General features: G+C 71.5%; 15 protein-coding genes. 5 read left to right on the top strand and 10 right to left on the bottom strand.

Translation table 11 applies throughout. The features are described 5' to 3' along the window. The first annotated feature begins 84 nt into the window (after window positions 1–84). Window positions 85–1,206, top strand: coding sequence for a PLL family lectin (locus ABD378_RS36280; RefSeq protein ID WP_344528253.1), 1,122 nt, complete (start codon window positions 85–87; stop codon window positions 1,204–1,206). Between the two features lie 110 nt (window positions 1,207–1,316). On the opposite strand, the gene ABD378_RS36285 is transcribed toward ABD378_RS36280, so the two are convergent. The 5 genes from ABD378_RS36285 to ABD378_RS36305 form a co-directional block, all read right to left on the bottom strand. Further along, a complete protein-coding gene (locus ABD378_RS36285; RefSeq protein WP_344528255.1) occupies window positions 1,317–3,458 on the bottom strand; it encodes a 3-hydroxyacyl-CoA dehydrogenase NAD-binding domain-containing protein in 2,142 nt (713 codons plus the stop codon). Continuing rightward, window positions 3,455–4,681, bottom strand: a complete 1,227-nt coding sequence (locus tag ABD378_RS36290) for a thiolase family protein (protein WP_344528257.1) — start codon at window positions 4,679–4,681, stop codon at window positions 3,455–3,457. Before ABD378_RS36290 ends, ABD378_RS36285 begins: the two co-directional genes overlap by 4 nt. Window positions 4,682–5,565: 884 nt before the next feature. After that, a complete protein-coding gene (locus ABD378_RS36295) occupies window positions 5,566–6,837 on the bottom strand; it encodes an HRDC domain-containing protein (protein ID WP_344528259.1) in 1,272 nt (423 codons plus the stop codon). 78 nt (window positions 6,838–6,915) lie between these two features. Continuing rightward, entirely contained in the window at window positions 6,916–7,578 is a 663-nt protein-coding gene (locus tag ABD378_RS36300; protein ID WP_160507754.1) for a response regulator transcription factor, read from the bottom strand. 264 nt (window positions 7,579–7,842) lie between these two features. Further along, the gene (locus ABD378_RS36305; RefSeq protein ID WP_344528263.1) at window positions 7,843–8,508 is read right to left on the bottom strand and encodes a DUF3000 domain-containing protein; all 666 of its coding nucleotides are present in this window, start codon (window positions 8,506–8,508) and stop codon (window positions 7,843–7,845) included. Between the two features lie 121 nt (window positions 8,509–8,629). On the opposite strand from ABD378_RS36305, the gene hemE reads away from it, so the two are divergent. Then, entirely contained in the window at window positions 8,630–9,703 is a 1,074-nt protein-coding gene (gene hemE, locus ABD378_RS36310) for a uroporphyrinogen decarboxylase (protein WP_344528265.1), read from the top strand. 91 nt (window positions 9,704–9,794) lie between these two features. On the opposite strand, the gene ABD378_RS36315 is transcribed toward hemE, so the two are convergent. Together ABD378_RS36315 and ABD378_RS36320 are read right to left on the bottom strand one after the other, a co-directional pair. Continuing rightward, complete coding sequence (locus ABD378_RS36315; RefSeq protein WP_344528267.1) at window positions 9,795–11,177, bottom strand: FAD-dependent oxidoreductase; 1,383 nt, start codon at window positions 11,175–11,177, stop codon at window positions 9,795–9,797. A gap of 37 nt (window positions 11,178–11,214) precedes the next feature. Beyond that, complete coding sequence (locus tag ABD378_RS36320) at window positions 11,215–12,192, bottom strand: DUF4349 domain-containing protein (protein WP_344528269.1); 978 nt, start codon at window positions 12,190–12,192, stop codon at window positions 11,215–11,217. A 140-nt stretch (window positions 12,193–12,332) separates the two neighbouring features. Between ABD378_RS36320 and hemG the strand changes: the two genes are divergently transcribed. The 3 genes from hemG (at window position 12,333) to ABD378_RS36335 (ending at window position 15,025) form a co-directional block, all read left to right on the top strand. After that, window positions 12,333–13,784 (top strand): protoporphyrinogen oxidase, encoded by a 1,452-nt coding sequence (hemG, locus tag ABD378_RS36325; RefSeq protein ID WP_344528271.1) that lies wholly within the window; start codon window positions 12,333–12,335, stop codon window positions 13,782–13,784. A gap of 4 nt (window positions 13,785–13,788) precedes the next feature. Beyond that, complete coding sequence (gene hemQ, locus ABD378_RS36330; RefSeq protein WP_344528273.1) at window positions 13,789–14,508, top strand: hydrogen peroxide-dependent heme synthase; 720 nt, start codon at window positions 13,789–13,791, stop codon at window positions 14,506–14,508. 142 nt (window positions 14,509–14,650) lie between these two features. Continuing rightward, the gene (locus tag ABD378_RS36335; protein ID WP_344528275.1) at window positions 14,651–15,025 is read left to right on the top strand and encodes an RNHCP domain-containing protein; all 375 of its coding nucleotides are present in this window, start codon (window positions 14,651–14,653) and stop codon (window positions 15,023–15,025) included. A 7-nt stretch (window positions 15,026–15,032) separates the two neighbouring features. Here the strand turns inward: ABD378_RS36335 and ABD378_RS36340 are convergent, their stop codons facing one another. The 3 genes from ABD378_RS36340 to ABD378_RS36350 all read right to left on the bottom strand — a co-directional run bounded on the left by ABD378_RS36340 (window position 15,033) and on the right by ABD378_RS36350 (window position 18,416). Continuing rightward, window positions 15,033–16,652, bottom strand: a complete 1,620-nt coding sequence (locus tag ABD378_RS36340) for an alpha/beta hydrolase (protein WP_344528277.1) — start codon at window positions 16,650–16,652, stop codon at window positions 15,033–15,035. Window positions 16,653–16,759: 107 nt separating this feature from the next. Next, window positions 16,760–17,521, bottom strand: coding sequence for a TIGR04222 domain-containing membrane protein (locus ABD378_RS36345; RefSeq protein WP_344528279.1), 762 nt, complete (start codon window positions 17,519–17,521; stop codon window positions 16,760–16,762). 40 nt (window positions 17,522–17,561) lie between these two features. Beyond that, on the bottom strand, window positions 17,562–18,416 hold the full coding sequence (locus ABD378_RS36350; RefSeq protein ID WP_344528281.1) for a DUF4142 domain-containing protein: 855 nt from the start codon (window positions 18,414–18,416) through the stop codon (window positions 17,562–17,564). Window positions 18,417–18,627 lie beyond the last annotated feature (211 nt).

The following is an 18,627-nucleotide window of genomic DNA, read 5'->3' on the forward strand; positions in this document are numbered from 1 at the left end:
GCCCCGGACAGGAGCGGTTTGCGCCAAACGTAGACTAAAAGGGCCGGAGAAGACGCACGCTCGTAGGAAGGTCGGCGCAGAGTCATGCCGCTGAGGTCCGCCCCCAGGCCCGAGCGGGAGCCCTCCCGCCAGACGGCTGCCGCCGCCGATCACGTCGCGAGCGGCACCCTCGCGACAGGCCGCTGGCTGCTGCGCGGCAAGGACGGCAGGCTCACCGCGTACGCCCGCTCGGCGGACGGCCTGCTGCGCTGGACGGAGACCCGTCCCGGCGGCCCGGACTGGACGGGCCCTGAGCTCTTCGAGGCGCCGCACCTGACCCACCTGACCCTGGCCCAAGGGGCCGACGGGTACGTCCACTTCGTCGCTCTGCGAGGGCTCCCCAAGGAGGGTGGCGGCACGGAGGTCGACGTCGTGCACGCCGTCCAGTACCAGTCGGGCCGACCGCTCATGGACTGGCGCTCGCTCGGCAATCCGCACACCAAGGTCGTCGAGCGCGCCCCGCACCTCGGCGCCCCGACCGCCGCGGTGGACGCCTCCGGCACGGTCCACGTCTTCGTACGGGACGCGGTGAACAGCGTCCGGGTGCGGCGTGAGGGCAAGGGCGGCAAGTGGGAGGGGTGGAAGGACCTCAAGGTCCGCGAGGTCCTCGACGGCATCACGGCGGTCGCCACCTCGACGGGCCGGGTGGAGGTCTTCGGCCCGGCGGAGAACAAGACGCTGCACTGGACCCAGGAGAAGCAGGGCGCCGAGCTGACGCGCTCCGGCGACATCGCGCTGCCCCCGGCCTCCGGTTCCGGCACGGCCCTGGAGACGGCCCCTGACCGCCTCACGTACTACGCCGCCGACGCCCGCGGCAAGGGAGTCTTCGCCCACCGCGGCGACGACGAGGACATGCGGCCCCTCGGCGGAGCCCCCGCCGCGGGCCCCATGGCGGCCCTGCGCGCGACGATAGAGGGCCACGACTGCACGGTCCTCGCCCACCGGGGCCAGGACGGGCGCCCGGTGATAGCGGCCTGTCCGACGGAGGACGAGAAGGCGGGCGTCTGGTGGGCCGGGACGGGCGAACCCTGCCTGGGCTCACCGGCGTTGGCGCTGGACGCGCAGGACCGCGTGGTCATGGCCACGATCGGCCTCGACGGCACGCTGCGGCTCGCGCGCCAGAAGGCGGAGCCGGGCCTCGCGCTGGACGCGTGGACGCGGGTCTGAGTCCTGGCAGAGGACAGACGGCAGACGGCAGACGGCAGATGACAGACGGCAGATGCCCGGCCGGCCAAGAGGCCGGCCGGGCATCGCCGTATACGCCGTACGTGCAGGTGTTACGCGGGAACGCTGGCCACGCCCTGCGCCAGGAACCGCTTGCCGTTGACGCGCTCGCTGACACCGGCCCGGTCCAGGTACGGCGTGACGCCGCCCAGGTGGAAGGGCCAGCCGGCGCCCGTGATCAGGCACAGGTCGATGTCCTGCGCCTCGGCGACGACACCCTCGTCGAGCATCAGGCCGATCTCCTGCGCCACGGCGTCGAGCACGCGGTCGCGGGTCTGCTCCTCGGTCAGGACGACATCGCCCTGCTTGAGGAGGGCCGCGACCTCGGGGTCCAGCTCCGGCTTGCCGGAGTCGTAGACGTAGAAGCCGCGCTTGCCGGCCTTCACGACCGCCGCGAGGTTCGGGGAGACCGTGAAGCGCTCCGGGAAGGCACGGTTGAGCGTCTCGGAGACGTGCAGACCGATGGCGGGACCGACCAGCTCGAGGAGCACCAGCGGCGACATCGGCAGGCCGAGCGGCTCGACGGCCTTCTCGGCCACCTCGACCGGGGTGCCCTCGTCGATGACGTTCTGGATCTCGCCCATGAAGCGGGTGAGGATGCGGTTCACGACGAACGCCGGGGCGTCCTTCACCAGGACCGCGGTCTTCTTCAGCTTCTTGGCGACACCGAAGGCCGTGGCCAGCGAGGCGTCGTCCGTCTGCTCGCCGCGCACGATCTCCAGGAGCGGCAGGATCGCGACGGGGTTGAAGAAGTGGAAGCCGACGACCCGCTCGGGGTGCTTCAGCTTCGACGCCATCTCCGAGACGGACAGCGAGGAGGTGTTGGTGGCGAGGATCGCGTGCGCCGGAGCGACGGCCTCCACCTCCGCGAACACCTGCTGCTTGACGCCGATCTCCTCGAAGACGGCCTCGATGATGAAGTCGGCGTCGGAGAAGCCCTCGGCCTTGTCGAGCACGCCGGAGACGAGCCCCTTCAGACGGTTCGCCTTGTCCTGGTTGACGCGGCCCTTGAGGAGGAGCTTGTCGATCTCCTCGTGGACGTAACCGACACCCTTGTCGACGCGGGCCTGGTCGATGTCCGTGAGGACGACCGGGACCTCGAGACGGCGCAGGAAGAGCAGCGCGAGCTGCGAGGCCATCAGACCGGCGCCGACGACGCCGACCTTGGTGACCGGGCGCGCCAGGTTCTTGTCCGGGGCACCGGCCGGGCGCTTGGCGCGCTTCTGGACGAGGTTGAACGCGTAGATGCCGCTGCGCAGTTCGCCGCCCATGATGAGGTCGGCGAGCGCGACGTCCTCCGCGTCGAAGCCCTTCTGCAGGTCGCCGTCCTTGGCGGCCGCGATGATCTCCAGGGCGCGGTAGGCGGCCGGGGCGGCGCCGTGCACCTTGGAGTCCGCGATGCCACGGCCGCGCGCGACGGCGGCGTCCCAGGCCTCGCCGCGGTCGATCTCGGGACGGACGACCTCGACCGAGCCGTTGAGGACGGAAGCCGTCCAGATCAGCGACTGCTCAAGGAAGTCCGCGCCCTCGAAGAGCGCGTCGGCGATGCCGAGCTCGAAGACCTGCTTGCCCTTGAGCTGGCGGTTCTGGTTCAGCGAGTTCTCGATGATGACCGAGACCGCGCGGTCCGCGCCGATCAGGTTCGGGAGCAGCGCGCAGCCGCCCCAGCCCGGTACGAGACCGAGGAAGACCTCGGGCAGCGAGAAGGCGGGCAGCGCCTTGGAGACGGTGCGGTACGAGCAGTGCAGACCGACCTCGACACCGCCGCCCATCGCGGCACCGTTGTAGTAGGCGAAGGAGGGAACGGCGAGCGTTGCGAGCCGCTTGAAGACCTCGTGGCCGCCCTTGCCGATGGCGAGCGCGTCCTCGTGGCGCTTGAGGATCTCGACGCCCTTGAGGTCGGCGCCGACGGCGAAGATGAACGGCTTGCCGGTCACACCGACACCGACGATCGTGCCCTCGGCCGCCTCCTTCTCGACCTGGTCGATCGCGGCGTTCAGGTTCGCGAGCGAGCCCGGGCCGAAGGTGGTCGGCTTGGTGTGGTCGAAGCCGTTGTCGAGCGTGATGAGCGCGAAGCGTCCGGCGCCCGCGGGCAGGTCGAGGTGGCGTACGTGCGCCTGCGTGACGACCTCGTCCGGGAACAGCTCGGCCGCGCCCTTCAGAAGCTCAGTGGTGGAGCTGGTGGAGCTGCTCACTTGTCGCCTCCGGCGTCCTTGTGGTTCGGGTTCTCCCAGATGACGGTGGCGCCCATGCCGAAGCCGACGCACATCGTCGTCAGGCCGTAGCGGACGTCCGGCTGCTCCTCGAACTGCCGCGCCAGCTGCGTCATCAGACGCACGCCGGAGGAGGCGAGGGGGTGGCCGTACGCGATGGCGCCGCCGTACTGGTTCACGCGCGTGTCGTCGTCCGCGATGCCGTAGTGCTCCAGGAAGGCGAGCACCTGCACGGCGAAGGCCTCATTGATCTCGAAGAGACCGATGTCGGAGATGCTCAGCCCCGCCTGGGCGAGCGCCTTCTCCGTGGCCGGGATCGGCCCGTAGCCCATGACCTCGGGCTCAACACCGACAAAGGCGTACGAGACGAGCCGCATCTTGACCGGCAGGTTGTTCTCGCGGGCGAAGTCCTCGGAGGCGATGATCGACGCCGTGGCGCCGTCGTTGAGGCCCGCGGCGTTGCCTGCGGTGACGCGGCCGTGCGTACGGAACGGCGTCTTCAGCCCGGCGAGGTTCTCCAGCGTCGTACCCGGCCGCATCGGCTCATCGGCGGTGGCGAGCCCCCAACCGGTCTCACCGGCTTCCTCGTTGGTGCGCCGTACGGAGACGGGCACGAGGTCCTGCTGGATCTTGCCGTCGGCGTACGCCTTGGCGGCCTTCTCCTGCGAGCGCACGGCGTACTCGTCGGTGCGCTGCTTGGTGATCGTGGGATACCGGTCGTGCAGGTTCTCGGCGGTCATGCCCATGAACAGGGCGGACTCGTCGACGAGCTTCTCGCTCACGAACCGCGGGTTCGGGTCGACGCCCTCGCCCATGGGGTGGCGGCCCATGTGCTCGACACCACCGGCGATGACGGCGTCGTACGCGCCGAACGCGATGGAGCCCGCCGTCGCCGTCACGGCGGTCAGCGCGCCCGCACACATGCGGTCGATCGAGTAGCCCGGCACGGACTGCGGAAGCCCGGCCAGGATCCCGGCGGTGCGGCCCAGCGTCAGACCCTGGTCGCCGATCTGCGTGGTCGCGGCGATGGCGACCTCGTCGATCTTGGCGGGGTCGAGGGCCGGGTTGCGGCGAAGGAGCTCCCGGATGGCCTTCACGATGAGGTCATCCGCACGGGTCTCGTGGTAGATGCCCTTCGGTCCCGCCTTGCCGAACGGGGTGCGGACGCCATCAACGAAGACGACGTCCCTGACGGTACGAGGCACGATGGCTCTCCTCCAGGGTGCGGGTGCGCCTGCCGGCGCGCTTCCGCACCCCATGCTACTTGCCGGTAACTAGGCTGCCCAGTCCCGCCTCGGGGAGGCGAAGGTCACACTTCTTCCGGGCGGGGGCGCCAAGGGGCCGGGTGGCACCGCTCCGGGGTCCTCTGCGGGCCGGTGGGCGCGTTCCTGTCCCGCCGCTCGCGGCGTGCCTTTCCCACCCACCCGCCCGATTGCCCCGCAGCGGTCGGCACCGCCGCGATTTCACCGTTCCGGCGTCCTCTGCGGGCGGGTGGGCGCCGCGCTCCTGTCCCGCTGCTCGCGGCGTGCCTTTCCCACCCACCCGCCCGATTGCCCCGCGGCGGTCGGCCCGCGCCGATTTCACCGCTTCGGGGTCCTTTGCGGGCTGGTAGGCGTGCTTCTGTCCCGCCGTTCGCGGCGTGTCTTTCCCGCCCACCCGCCCGATTGCCCCGCGGCGGTCGGCCCGCGCCGATTTCACCGCTTCGGGGTCCTTTGCGGGCTGGTAGGCGTGCTTCTGTCCCGCCGTTCGCGGCGTGTCTTTCCCACCCACCCACCCGATTGCCCCGCAGCGGTCGGCCCGCCGCGATTTCACCGCTCCGGGGTCCTCTGCGGGCCGGTGGGCGCGCTTCTGTCCCGCCCACTCGCCCGGTTGCCCCGCAGCGATCAGCTCACGCCCGCCCGCCCCGCCGCTGCCCCCGCCCCCAACGCAATCCACCCACCCGCCCCCTCACCCCGCACTGCGGGGTAAACGGGTGGGTGGGTGGGGAAGATCCGCCGCGAAGCGGCGGGGCGGGCCCGCGTGGCGGGGCGGGCCCGTGCGGTGGGGCGGGCCCGTGCGGTGGGGCAGGCCCGCGCGGTGGGGTCGGGGGTCAGTCGGTGGTTAGGGCTGTGATCAGGGACGGGGTGACCTGTTGGATCTGCCACCGCCGCGCGCCATGCGCGGCCAACGCGGCCGAAACGGAATCCGCGTCCACCTGAGCCGGCGGCTCCCAGCAGACCCTTCGTACCGTGTCCGGAGTGATCAAGTTCTCCTGAGGCATGTTCAACTCCTCGGCCAGCGCCGAGACCGCGGCCCGCGCAGCCGAGAGGCGTGCCGCGGCAGCCGGGTCGCGGTCCGCCCAGGAGCGGGGCGGCGGAGGCCCGGAAACGGCCTGCCCGGGCTGCGGAAGCTCGGCGTCGGGCACGGCCTTGGCCCGGTCCACCGCGGCCTGCCACTGCTCCAGCTGACGGCGGCCCATGCGATGCCCGAAGCCGGGGAGGGCGGCCAAGGCGTGCACATTGGGCGGAAGACCCAGCGCCGCCTCCACGATCGCGCCGTCACTGAGCACCTTGCCCGGCGACACGTCACGCCGCTGGGCCACCTTGTCGCGCGCGGTCCACAGCTCGCGTACGACCGCCATCTGACGGCGCCGCCGCACCTTGTGCATGCCGGACGTACGCCGCCAGGGATCCACGCGGGGTGGCGGAGGCGGCGCGGAGGAGATCGCGTCGAACTCCTCGCGAGCCCACTCCAGCTTGCCCTGCCGGTCGAGCTCCTTCTCCAGCGCGTCCCGCAGGTCCACGAGCAGCTCGACGTCGAGCGCCGCGTAGCGAAGCCAGGGGTCGGGCAGCGGGCGCGTCGACCAGTCGACGGCGGAGTGCCCCTTCTCCAGGACGAAGCCGAGGACACCCTCGACCATCGCGCCGAGGCCGACCCGGGGGAAACCGGCGAGGCGCCCGGCGAGTTCCGTGTCGAAGATGCTGGTGGGGATCATGCCTATTTCGCGCAGGCAGGGCAGGTCCTGCGTGGCAGCGTGCAGCACCCACTCCGCACCGGCGATCGCCTCGCCGAGCCCCGAGAGGTCGGGGCACGCGACGGGGTCGATCAAGGTGCTGCCCGCGCCTTCACGGCGCAGCTGCACGAGGTAGGCACGCTGGCCGTACCGATAGCCGGACGCACGTTCGGCGTCCACGGCCACGGGGCCACTGCCTGCCGCGAAAGCGGCGATCACCTCGGCGAGCGAGGTTTCGTCGGCGACCACCGGAGGGATTCCATCACGCGGCTCGTCCAAAGGGATCGGCGCCGTTTCGACGTCGTCCGGAGGGCCGCCTCCGGTGGTTCGCAGTGAACTGTCTGCTGCGGTCTCTTGGGCGTCGGTCACCTGTCAAGGGTATCTGTGTATGCACAGCGCCCGTCGACGGAACGTTCCGTCGACGGGCGCGCGAGGGTTGTAAATGAGTCAGTGGATGATTCCGGTGCGCAGGGCCACGGCTACCATCCCGGCCCGGTCACCCGTGCCGAGCTTGCGTGCGATCCGGGCGAGGTGGCTCTTCACGGTCAGGGCGGAGAGCCCCATCGAGACGCCGATGGCCTTGTTCGACTGGCCCTCGGCGACCAGGCGGAGAACCTCCACCTCACGGCCGGACAGCTCGCGGTAGCCACCGGGGTGGCTGGGGGCGCCCGGCGGGCGGCGGTGCATTCGGGCGGCGGCCGAACCGATGGGCGCGGCGCCGGGGCGGGTGGGGAGACCGACGTTGTTGCGGGTGCCGGTGACGACATAGCCCTTGACGCCGCCCGCGAGGGCGTTGCGTACGGCGCCGATGTCATCGGCGGCGGAGAGGGCGAGGCCGTTCGGCCAGCCCGCCGCGCGGGTTTCTGAGAGGAGCGTCAGGCCGGAGCCGTCGGGGAGGTGGACATCTGCGACGCAGATGTCACGAGGGTTGCCGATGCGGGGACGAGCCTCCGCGATCGACGAGGCCTCGATCACGTCGCGTACACCGAGGGCCCACAGGTGGCGGGTGACGGTGGAGCGGACGCGTGGGTCGGCCACGACGACCATGGCGGTCGGCTTGTTCGGGCGGTAGGCGACCAGGCTTGCGGGCTGCTCGAGGAGAACGGACACCAGGCCTCCTGGGGTGCGGGACTGAACCGGCTCGGGGATGAAGCCGGGACGAACCGTGCTTTCAAGGTCACCAACCTCTTCGGCACCAAACCCGCCCGCCTTTAGAGAATGATCACGATTTGGTGAGTAACAATTCGGGCGATTCGGACACGCGATCGATCATCCGAAGATCAACCCGAATCGCAGTCGTTCAGAATCGGTCTTCTCACCCTCCGGTCGGAGCCCCCGCCGTCCCCGGCCCCCGCCGCCCCGCCGTCCCCTCGGTCACGGAGTCTGTGGCCCCCGCCGCTGCGGCAGCGACACCACGGACCCGTCGCCGTGCCCCTGGTTCGCCGGCGGCAGCCCCGCCACCTGGCAGAGCAGATCGCACCAGGCCGCGAGATGCGCCGCCGTGTCCGGCACCCCGCCGGGGCCCTCGCGCGGCGTCCACGAAGCCCGGATCTCGATCTGCGACGCGGGCGGCCGCTCGGAGAGGCCGCCGAAGTAGTGCGAGCCCGCGCGCGTGACCGTGCCGCTCGGCTCCCCGCAGGCAAGGCCGCGCGCCTGCAGCGCACCCGTCAGCCAGGACCAGCAGACCTCGGGCAGCAGCGGATCCGCCGCCATCTCCGCCTCCAACTCCGCCCGTACGAGCGTGACAAGGCGGAAGGTGCCCTGCCAGGCGTCGTGCCCCGCCGGATCGTGCAGCAGCACGAGACGTCCGTCCGCGAGGTCCTCGTCGCCGTCGACCACCGCCGCCTCCAGGGCGTACGCATGCGGGGCCAGGCGCTGCGGCGGCCGCGTCGGGTCGATCTCGATCTCAGGCCGAAGCCGTGCCCCGCGCAGCGCCTCGACCGCCGCGCGAAAGGGCAACGGAGCCGATTCCGCCACCTTCCCCTCCGTACTTTCCATCTCGCCAGCGCCGTCCGACCGTTGTCCCTGAGCCGCAGCCATGCGGGGAAGATTAAGGGGAACGGCGGCTTCGCGCAGGGAGAGACACCCGTGAGAGGGGCCCCGGTCAAGGCAGGGTGTCCCTCGGGGCGGGGGGTGCACGGGCGCGTGCGAGACTTTCCGCGTGAGTGCCAACAACAGCCAGAGCCCCGCGGGCCGGCAGAACGCAGCGACGTACGACTCCGCTTTCATGAAGGCCTGCAGGCGCGAGCCCGTGCCGCACACGCCGGTCTGGTTCATGCGGCAGGCGGGGCGCTCACTTCCCGAGTACCGCAAGGTGCGCGAGGGCACGGCCATGCTGGAGTCCTGCATGATGCCTGAGCTGGTCACGGAGATCACGCTGCAGCCCGTGCGCCGCCACAAGGTCGACGCCGCGATCTACTTCAGCGACATCGTCGTCCCCCTCAAGGCCATCGGCATCGACCTCGACATCAAGCCGGGCATCGGCCCGGTCGTCGCCAACCCCATCCGCTCGCGCGCCGACCTCGCCCAGCTGCGGGACCTGACGCCGGACGACGTGGGCTACGTGACGCAGGCGATCGGCATGCTGACGGCCGAGCTGGGGTCGACCCCGCTCATCGGATTCGCCGGTGCGCCTTTCACTCTCGCGAGTTACCTGGTCGAGGGCGGTCCGAGCCGTAATCACGAGCACACCAAGGCGCTCATGTACGGCGACCCGCAGCTGTGGGCCGATCTGCTCGACCGGCTCGCGGAGATCACCGGCGCCTTCCTGAAGGTGCAGATCGAGGCGGGCGCGAGCGCCGTGCAGCTCTTCGACTCGTGGGTGGGCGCCCTTGCACCCGCCGACTACCGGCGCTCCGTGATGCCCGCGTCGCGGAAGGTCTTCGACGCGGTGGCCTCGTACGGCGTGCCGCGCATCCACTTCGGTGTCGGTACGGGCGAACTGCTCGGTCTGATGGGCGAGGCGGGCGCCGACGTGGTGGGCGTCGACTGGCGTGTCCCGATGGACGAGGCCGCCTCGCGGGTCGGTCCCGGCAAGGCGCTGCAGGGCAACATCGACCCGGCGGTCCTCTTCTCCACGCGAGAGGCGATCGAGGCCAAGGCGGACGAGGTCCTGGACGCCGCGGCCGGCCTTGAAGGGCACATCTTCAACCTCGGTCACGGCGTCCTGCCGTCCACGGACCCCGAGGCGCTGACGCGGCTCGTGGAGCATGTCCACACGCGGACCGCTCGCTGACGGAGCCGGTTCGTAGTCGGTTCGTAGCTGGCTCGTAGTTGGCTGAAAATCTCGCCTGAATGTGACGGGTGCGGCGGGTGCGGCGGCGAACCTAGCCCGCCGACCGCACCGCCGCAACCGCCTTGCGCGCCGCCACCAGGACCGGGTCCCACACCGGCGAGAACGGCGGTGCGTAGCCGAGGTCGAGCGCGGTCATCTGGTCCACCGTCATCCGGGCCGTCAGGGCCACGGCCGCGATGTCGACGCGCTTGGCCGCGCCCTCGCGGCCGACGATCTGGACGCCGAGCAGCCGTCCCGTGAGGCGCTCGGCGAGCATCTTCACGGTCATCACGGCCGCACCGGGGTAGTAGCCGGCGCGGCTCGTCGACTCGATGGTCACCGACGTGAACTGCAGGCCGGCCGACCGTGCCTCCTTCTCGCGCAGGCCCGTGCGGGCGATCTCCAGGTCGCAGACCTTGCTGACGGCCGTGCCGACGACACCGGGGAAGGTCGCGTAACTCCCGCCCACGTTCGAGCCGATGACCTGGCCGTGCTTGTTGGCGTGGGTGCCGAGTGCGATGTGGCGCTCGCGGCCCGAGACCAGGTCGAGGACCTCGACGCAGTCGCCGCCCGCCCAGATGTTGTCGTGCCCGCGCACCCGCATCGCGAGATCCGTGAGCAGCCCGCCGTGCTCGCCGAGCGGCAGCCCCGCCGCCTGCGCGAGCCCGGTCTCGGGGCGCACGCCGATGCCGAGCACCACCACGTCCGCCGGATACTCCGCGTCCTCGGTGGCCACCGCCCTGACCCGGCCGTCGTCACCGGTGAGGATCTTGGTGACCTCGGCGTCGTTCACCATCTCGATGCCCATGCCGGACATCGCGTCATGGACGAGGCGGCCCATGTCCGGGTCGAGCGTCGACATCGGCTCCGCGCCGCGGTTGACGACCGTGACCTCGTAGCGGCGCTGGATCAGTGCCTCGGCCATCTCGACGCCGATGTAGCCCGCGCCGATCACGACCGCCCTGCGGCCCGGCGTGCGGGCCAGCGTGTCCAGGAGCGCCTGGCCGTCGTCCAGGGTCTGCACCCCGTGCACGCCGGGGGCGTCGATTCCGGGCAGCGACGGGCGGACCGGGCGGGCGCCGGTGCCGATCACGAGCTTGTCGTACGACGTCCAGGCCTCGGTCCCGGACTCCAGGTCCCGCGCGTGGACCCGGCCGCCCTCGACGTCGATCTCCGTGACCTCCGTACGCATCCGCAGGTCGATGTCGCGCTCCCGGTGTTCCTCGGGCGTACGCGCGATCAGCTCGTCCCGCGAAGGGACGTCGCCGCCGACCCAGTAGGGGATGCCGCAGGCCGAGTACGAGGTGAAGTGGCCGCGCTCGAACGCGACGATCTCCAGCTCGTCCGGGCCCTTGAGCCTGCGTGCCTGCGATGCGGCGGACATGCCCGCCGCATCGCCTCCGATGACCACCAGTCGCTCTCTCGCGCTACTCATACGGACACGCTACGACGCGGCGGCAGTTGAAGGACCGCTAGTCGTCGTCGCCCTCGCGCGCCGGTGCGGCCGGTGCCGCCGCCACCGCGGGCCGCCGCGGCAGCCGGGGCCGCACCAGGCGCTGCCACAGCAGGAACAGGAGCGCCGCCACCGCCACGAACGGCAGGACCGCGCCCAGGGCGACCGCCAGCCACCGCAGCATCGTCACGAAGGCGCTCCAGCCGCCGGACAGCGCGTCCACGAACGTCGGGTCGTCATCGCCCGCGTCCGCCTTCTTCACGGCCGTCTCGCTGAGCGAGAGCGTGATGGTGGACATGCTCGTACGGTCCTTGAGTGAGGACTGCTGTGCGAGCAGCGCCTCCAGTTCGGACTGGCGGCTGCTCAACTCCCCTTCCAGGGTGACGACATCGCTCAGCTTCGTCGCCTTGTCCATCAGCTCCCGCACGCGCGCCACGCTCGCCCGCTGCGACTTGATGCGGCTCTCCACGTCGACGACCTGCTCGGTGACGTCCTGTGCCTTGGCCTTGCGCTCGATCAGCTTGCCCGTGCCCTCCAGGGACGTGAGGACCTCGTCGTACTGGTCCTGCGGGACGCGCAGCACGATGCGGGAGCGTTCGTGGCCGCGGCCGTCGCGGTCCGTGGTCTCGTCGCCGACGACACCGCCCGCGTCGGTGGCCGCCGCGCGCGCCTTGTCCAGGGCCTTCGGCACGTCCTTCACGCGGACGGTCAGGGTGGCGGTGCGGATGATGTGCGTGCCGACGAGCTCGGGCGGCTTCTTCTTGCCGGACTTGTCCGCCTGGCTGCCGCCGCCCATCCCCTTGTCGTCCTGGTCGCCGGACGCGGCGGCGTCCTCCCGCGCGGCGCCCGCCGCCTTGTCGCTGTCACCGCCGCCATCGCTGTCGCCGCCCGCGCTGCACCCGGTGAGCGCGAGGGCGGCCGCGAGCAGAACGGCCGAGAGTGCCTGGACGGTGCGGTGCCTTGATGTGCGGTGCCTGTACGTGCTGGACGCCTGCATCTCGACGTACCCCCGAGAGTCGTGGTGACTGGTGCTCCTTTGACGCCGGGCAGGTGCGAAACGATGGTTGCCGATCGGTCCCGATGGGGTCACGGTCGGGACTCGCGCGGCTCGTACAGCGCGGCTCGTAGAGTGGAGGCATGCGCGAAACGGACACACGTACGGGCCATGTCGTTGTCATCGGCGGCGGGATCGCCGGACTGGCCGCCGCCCACCGATTGCTCGACACCGGAGCCCGTGTGACCGTCCTGGAGGCCTCCGACCGGCTCGGCGGCAAGCTGCTCCCCGGCGAGATCGAGGGCGTCCGCGTCGACCTCGGCGCCGAGTCGATGCTGGCCCGCCGCCCGGAGGCCGTCGCCCTCGCCCGCGAGGTGGGCCTCGCCGACCGGCTGCAGCCGCCCGCCACGGCGACCGCGGCGATCTGGACCCGCGGCGCCCTGCGCCCGATGCCCAAGGGCCACGTCATGGGCGTACCCGGCGACGCCTCGGCCCTCTCCGGGGTGCTCTCCGACGAAGGCCTGCGGCGCATCGAGCGGGACCGTGAACTGCCGCCCACCGAGGTCGGGGACGATGTCGCGGTAGGTGAGTACGTGGCCGCGCGCCTCGGCCGCGAGGTCGTCGACCGCCTCGTGGAGCCGCTGCTCGGCGGGGTGTACGCGGGGGACGCGTACCGCATCTCGATGCGATCGGCCGTCCCGCAGCTCTTCGAGGCCGCCCGCACGCACGCCTCGCTCACGGAGGGCGTCCGCGACATCCAGGCCCGCGCCGCCAAGAACCAGCAGACGGGCCCCGTCTTCATGGGCATCGAGGGCGGCGTCGGCCAACTCCCGCTCGCCGTCGCCGATTCGGTACGCGCGCGTGGCGGTGAGATCCGCACGGGTACGCCGGTCACCGAGCTGCGGCGCACCCCGCAGGGCTGGCAGGTGAGCACCGCCGAGCAGACCATCGACGCCGATGCCGTGGTCGTCGCCGTGCCCGCCTACGCCGCCGCCGCGCTGCTCGGCGTCGAGGCGCCCGCCGCCGCAGCCGAGCTCGCGTCCGTCGAGTACGCCTCCATGGCCCTGATGACCCTCGCCTACCGCCGCAGCGAAACCGACCTCCCCGAAGGCAGCGGTTTTCTCGTGCCGCCCGTCGACGGGCACACCATCAAGGCCTCCACCTTCGCGTCGCGCAAATGGGGCTGGATCGCCGAGGAAGACCCTGACCTGCTGGTTCTGCGCACGTCCGTGGGGCGGTACGGGGAGACGGAGATCCTGGGGCGCGAGGACGCCGACCTCATCGCCCTCTCCCGGCGCGACCTGCGCGCGGCCACCGGCCTTGACGCCGAGCCCGTCGCCACCCGCGTCACCCGCTGGCACGACGGCCTTCCGCAGTACCCCGTCGGCCACCACGCGCGCGTGGCCCGCGTCCGCGAGCACGTGAGCAAGCTGCCCGGCCTCGCCGTGTGCGGAGCGGCGTACGACGGCGTGGGCATCCCCGCGTGCGTCGCGAGCGCGTACGCGGCCGTCGACCAGCTGGGTGGCGATCTGGCCGGTGTGCAGGACCTCACCGCCAACCCGGTGCAGAGCCTGCACGGCGGCGGAGGAGAATAGGACCATGAGTGACGACGCCCCCGCCAAGAGCCCGAACGCGGGCAAGAAGGCCAAGGACCTCAACGAGGTCATCCGCTACACGCTGTGGTCCGTCTTCAAGCTTCGGGACGTGCTGCCCGAGGACCGCGCCGGCTACGCCGACGAGGTCCAGGAGCTGTTCGACCAGCTCGCCGCCAAGGACATCACCGTCCGCGGCACGTACGACGTGTCGGGGCTCCGCGCCGACGCCGACGTCATGATCTGGTGGCACGCAGAGACGGCCGACGAGCTGCAGGAGGCCTACAACCTCTTCCGGCGCACCAAGCTGGGCCGCGCCCTGGAGCCGGTCTGGTCGAACATGGCGCTGCACCGCCCCGCCGAGTTCAACAAGTCGCACATCCCGGCCTTCCTGGCCGACGAGACGCCGCGCAACTACATCAGCGTCTACCCCTTCGTGCGCTCCTACGACTGGTACCTGCTGCCCGACGAGGACCGCCGCCGCATGCTCGCCGACCACGGCAAGATGGCCCGCGGCTACCCCGACGTGCGCGCCAACACGGTCGCCTCGTTCTCGCTCGGTGACTACGAGTGGCTGCTCGCCTTCGAGGCCGACGAGCTGTACCGCATCGTCGACCTCATGCGGCACCTGCGCGCCTCCGAGGCCCGCATGCACGTCCGCGAAGAGGTGCCGTTCTACACCGGCCGCCGCAAGTCGGTGGCCGAGCTCGTGGCGGGCCTCGCCTAGTTAATTCGGTTGCCGTGCCCGCCCGGTGAGCGTTTCATCGAGAGGTCGAAGCCGAGAACGAAAGATGGTGCGTGTATGCCCAGGGCCCTGCGGAACAGCTCGAGTCCAGCCACTTCCGCATTGCTCAGGAGTCAACCTCACCATGTCTCGCAACACCTCCAGGCGGGCGCGCACTGAAGCTCGCGCCCAGTCCTTCCGCTGCCTCCAGTGCGGTCTCGACGTATCGATGACCGCCCCAGGCACCGACCACCGCAACCACTGCCCGAACTGCCTGTGGAGCCGTCATCTCGACGACACCCCGGGCGATCGGGCCGCGGACTGCGGCGCCCGGATGGAACCCCTCGCCATCTCCGTACGCGGAGACGGCGAGTGGGTCCTCGTCCACCGCTGCACCCACTGCGGCGTCCTGCACGCCAACCGCACGGCGGGCGACGACAACGCCCTGCCGCTGACCCGGCTCGCGGTACGCCCGCTGGCCCAGCCGCCGTTCCCGCTGGAGCGGCTCGGCGCGCTGTAGCCGGTTCCTAGTGCTCCTTGGGAAGAGCCGCAGCCCGCGCGCCGGACAGCGGCTCGGGCTCCTTGTGCGGCGCGCACGCCGCGCGCCGCACGGGGAGCCTGCCCTCCAGGAGATAGGCCTCCATGTGACCGTTGACGCACTTGTTGGGGCCGCCGCCGATGCCGTGCGTACCCGCGTCCCGCTCGGTCACGAGGACCGAACCCCGCAGCCTGCGGTTCAGCTCCTGCGCGCCCTCGTACGGGGTCGCCGCGTCCCGCTCCGCGGCCAGGATCAGCGTCGGGGCGAGCTCGCCCTCATCGGTGCCGACGTCGAGGGGACGCTGCCGGGGCGCGGGCCAGTAGGCGCACGGCAGGTTCATCCAGGCGTTGTCCCAGGTCTCGAAGGGAGCGGTGCGCGCCAGGAGTGAGTTGTCGCGGTTCCAGGTCTTGAAGTCCGTCGGCCAGGGCGCGTCGTTGCACTCCACCGCCGTGTAGACCGCGTTGCCGTTCTCCTGCTCCTTGGCCGCCTTCGGCTCGGGCCCGGCCTGCTCGATCAGCGGCTTCGGGTTGCCCTTCAGATACGCCGAGAGCGCCGAGGCCCGCGTCGGCCAGTAGTCGTCGTAGTACCCGGCCTGGAGGTACGCCGACTGCAGCTGGCCGGGGCCGACCTTGCCGCCCGCGGGCTTGGCCGCCAGCTTGTCGCGCACCTTCTCGTAGCTCCGCATGACCGCGTCGGGCGTCTTGCCCAGGTGGTACGTCTTGTCGTGCTTGGCCACCCACGTGCGGAAGTCGCCCCAGCGGTGCTCGAACGCCGCGGACTGGTCGAGGTTGTTGCGGTACCAGATCTGCGCGGGGTCGGGGTTGACCGCCGAGTCGAACACCATGCGGCGCACGTGCGAGGGGAAGAGCGAGGCGTACACGGCGCCGAAGTAGGTGCCGTACGAGGCGCCCATGAAGGTCAGCTTCTTCTCGCCGAGCGCCGCCCGCAGCACATCCAGGTCACGGGCGTTGTTCAGGCTCGTGTAGTGCCGCACGCCCTCCCCGGAGCGCTCTACGCAGCCCTCCGCGTACGCCTTCGCCTGCTTGACGCGCTTCAGCTTGTACGCGGTGTCGGGGTGGGTCGGAGCCTGCGTCGGCGCCTTGGCGAACTGCTTCGGGTCCTGGCAGGAGATCGGGGCCGAGCGGCCGACACCGCGCGGGGCATAGCCGACGAGGTCGTAGGCCGCCGCGATGCGCTTCCACTCGGGGAGCAGGCCGACCATCGGGAAGTACATGCCGGACCCGCCGGGACCGCCCGGGTTGAACACGAGGGCGCCCTGGCGCTTGACGGCCTTGCCCCGCCGCGGCTCGGCCTTCTCCGTGGCCTTGGTGCGGCTGACGGTCAGTTTGATCTGCTTGCCGTCCGGGCGGGCGTAGTCGAGCGGTACCGAGACGGTGCCGCATCTGATCGAGGGGGGTAGGCCCTCCGCGGCGGGGCAGGCACCGAAGCGGACACCGGCCGCCTTGGCCCGCTGGGCCGCGACGAGGGTGCCGCGTGCTTCCGGGTAGGGGGCGGTGTCGGCCGCGGACGCGCTTCCCGTGGGGGCGGCGACGAGTGCGGTCAGGACCAAGGATCCGGCGGTTCCGTAGAGGGCGGCTGCTGCTCTCATCGCTCTTCATCCCTTCATTCGGCCGTGCGTTGCTCGAACAAAAGGGATGATTCGTTTGGTAATAGGCGAAGTAAAGCACCGCCTTGCCGGTGTCGGGCGTGTCGGGCTCAATGACCCCGATGCGCCGTATCCCGGTGCGCGAACGCCGCACGCAGCTCCGGGTCGGCGAGGGCGCGTGTGCCGCGTACGGCGACGGCGGTGAGGTCGGAGCCGCCGCGCGTGGGGAGCGCGCTCAGGAGGAGCTGGCCCGCGGGCGAGGCCCAGCGGGGGTAGGGGTGGATCTCGAAGCGGGCGACGGCGAGGCAGCTTGCGTTCAGGACAAGGGGCAGCGCGAACCAGAGCGCCACGGGCACCTCTCCCGGCGGTTCCTGGGTGGGCATCAGCAGGGCGATGGACCCCAGCGCGACCACCGCGGCCGCGGCCGTCCGCACCTGCCGGACCGCGCCCGCGACCCCTGACCAGGCGCCGTCCGGCAGGGCGAGGCCCGCGGTGACGAGACGGTCGGCGAGGGCGCGCATCGCGTCGGTGCCTGCCGCCGCCCGGCGCACCGGCGCTATCGGCGACTGTCCTTCCGGCCCTATCGCGCCGAGCACGGAACGCTCCATGTCGTCGCCGCCCACCGGGTCGACGACCGTCGCCCAGCCGGTGTGGGCGAGCAGCAGCCGCCGGGTGCGGGCCATCGACACCAGGGTGAGGTCGGTGACGCGTGCGGGGCCGCCGGAGAGGAACGCGGCTTCGTAGAGCGTCAGTTCACGGCGATGCCCCGGGGCCACGCCGTGCGGGGCGGCGCGGTAGGCGGCGAGACAGAGCCGGCCGCAGGACAGACCCGTCGCGACCCAGGCCACGAGAAGGAGGGGAAGCCAGAACATGCCGGTGTTGTATGCGAGGGAGCGGGGGCGGCGCCATGGGTTATGCAGCATGCGGACGAGGGGTCGCGGGTACGTAACGTTCCGCTTGGCTGCGGGGTTTGTCCTTCACCTTCTTGCCCGTCTCGTCCTTCTCGTCCTTCTTGGGCTTCTCGGTCTCCGTGGGCTTCGGGCGGGACGCCGGCGGAGGCAGCGAGAACGTGGGGGACGGGGAGACCGGGGGCGCCGGATCCGGGGACTTGGTCGGGCCCGGCGGCGCGGGGGAGCGGGTCACCGGGTCGGGGGCGGTCGACGCCGCGTCGCGCGCCAGATCGTCGAAGTCGACGAGGCCTGTGTCCTCCAGGACCGTGATGTGGTCGAGGACCGTCGTGTTCGCGTCGTCGGCGAGCGTGCGCACCAGCGAGTTGCGGGTGGTCGCGCGGACCTCGGCGACCACCGAGAAGACCTTGCCGTGGGCGGCGCGCAGGATGTTGGCGAACTTCTCGTCGTACGCGTCGCCGTGCGCGTCGCTCATCTCGTCGAGCCAGCCCCGCTGCTGCGAGGTCGGCTGGTTGGGCAGCTCCAGATTGAGCCGCGTCGCCACCTCGCGTACCCGCGCGTCCAGGAACGTATGGCCCTCGACGAGATGCTCGCCCGCGGTCTGGACGGCCTTGGAGGTGCCGCGCGCCTCGGCCTGCTGCCCGGCGGGGAGCTCCCAGAGGCCCGCGAGCCGCACCTTGGTGATGAAGTCCCGGTCGAGCGCGGAGAGCGGGCCGAACTCCGTCGACACGGTCTCCGCGTTGAGTCTGTCCAGGCCGGTGCCCGACCTGTCCTCGTACGACCAGACGGGGAAGAGCAGCGCGGCCAGCGTCGCGACGAGCCCCGCGACGATGAGGCCGGTGCCGTTGATGGATCGCATGAAGCCTCCTGTTGCACCGCCGCACGTTAGTGCGCCACGGGGAGGCTCTTGCGGGTTACCGCCCGGAGTACGTCAACTGCCGTACGGGCGAGGGGCATGGGATGCGGGCGGGCGCTGTTCCCGCGGCAGGGCCGGGAACTGCCGACCTAGGGCTAGGAACTGCCACCCCCGCCTCCGCCCCCGCAGCCACCACCGCCCCCGCCGCCCCCAC

It is taken from the genome of Streptomyces rectiviolaceus (genome assembly GCF_039533825.1).
Lineage (GTDB): Bacteria > Actinomycetota > Actinomycetes > Streptomycetales > Streptomycetaceae > Streptomyces > Streptomyces rectiviolaceus.

What these genes read in the sequence shown, in the direction of transcription:
- ABD378_RS36280 (WP_344528253.1), top strand. Translation starts at nt 85, where the DNA reads ATGCCGCTGAGGTCCGCCCCCAGGCCCGAGCGGGAGCCCTCCCGCCAG.
- ABD378_RS36305 (WP_344528263.1), bottom strand. Translation starts at nt 8,508, where the DNA reads ATGGCTGCGGCTCAGGGACAACGGTCGGACGGCGCTGGCGAGATGGAA.
- ABD378_RS36315 (WP_344528267.1), bottom strand. Translation starts at nt 11,177, where the DNA reads ATGAGTAGCGCGAGAGAGCGACTGGTGGTCATCGGAGGCGATGCGGCG.
- ABD378_RS36320 (WP_344528269.1), bottom strand. Translation starts at nt 12,192, where the DNA reads ATGCAGGCGTCCAGCACGTACAGGCACCGCACATCAAGGCACCGCACC.
- hemG (WP_344528271.1), top strand. Translation starts at nt 12,333, where the DNA reads ATGCGCGAAACGGACACACGTACGGGCCATGTCGTTGTCATCGGCGGC.
- hemQ (WP_344528273.1), top strand. Translation starts at nt 13,789, where the DNA reads ATGAGTGACGACGCCCCCGCCAAGAGCCCGAACGCGGGCAAGAAGGCC.
- ABD378_RS36335 (WP_344528275.1), top strand. Translation starts at nt 14,651, where the DNA reads ATGTCTCGCAACACCTCCAGGCGGGCGCGCACTGAAGCTCGCGCCCAG.
- ABD378_RS36340 (WP_344528277.1), bottom strand. Translation starts at nt 16,652, where the DNA reads ATGAGAGCAGCAGCCGCCCTCTACGGAACCGCCGGATCCTTGGTCCTG.
- ABD378_RS36345 (WP_344528279.1), bottom strand. Translation starts at nt 17,521, where the DNA reads ATGTTCTGGCTTCCCCTCCTTCTCGTGGCCTGGGTCGCGACGGGTCTG.
- ABD378_RS36350 (WP_344528281.1), bottom strand. Translation starts at nt 18,416, where the DNA reads ATGCGATCCATCAACGGCACCGGCCTCATCGTCGCGGGGCTCGTCGCG.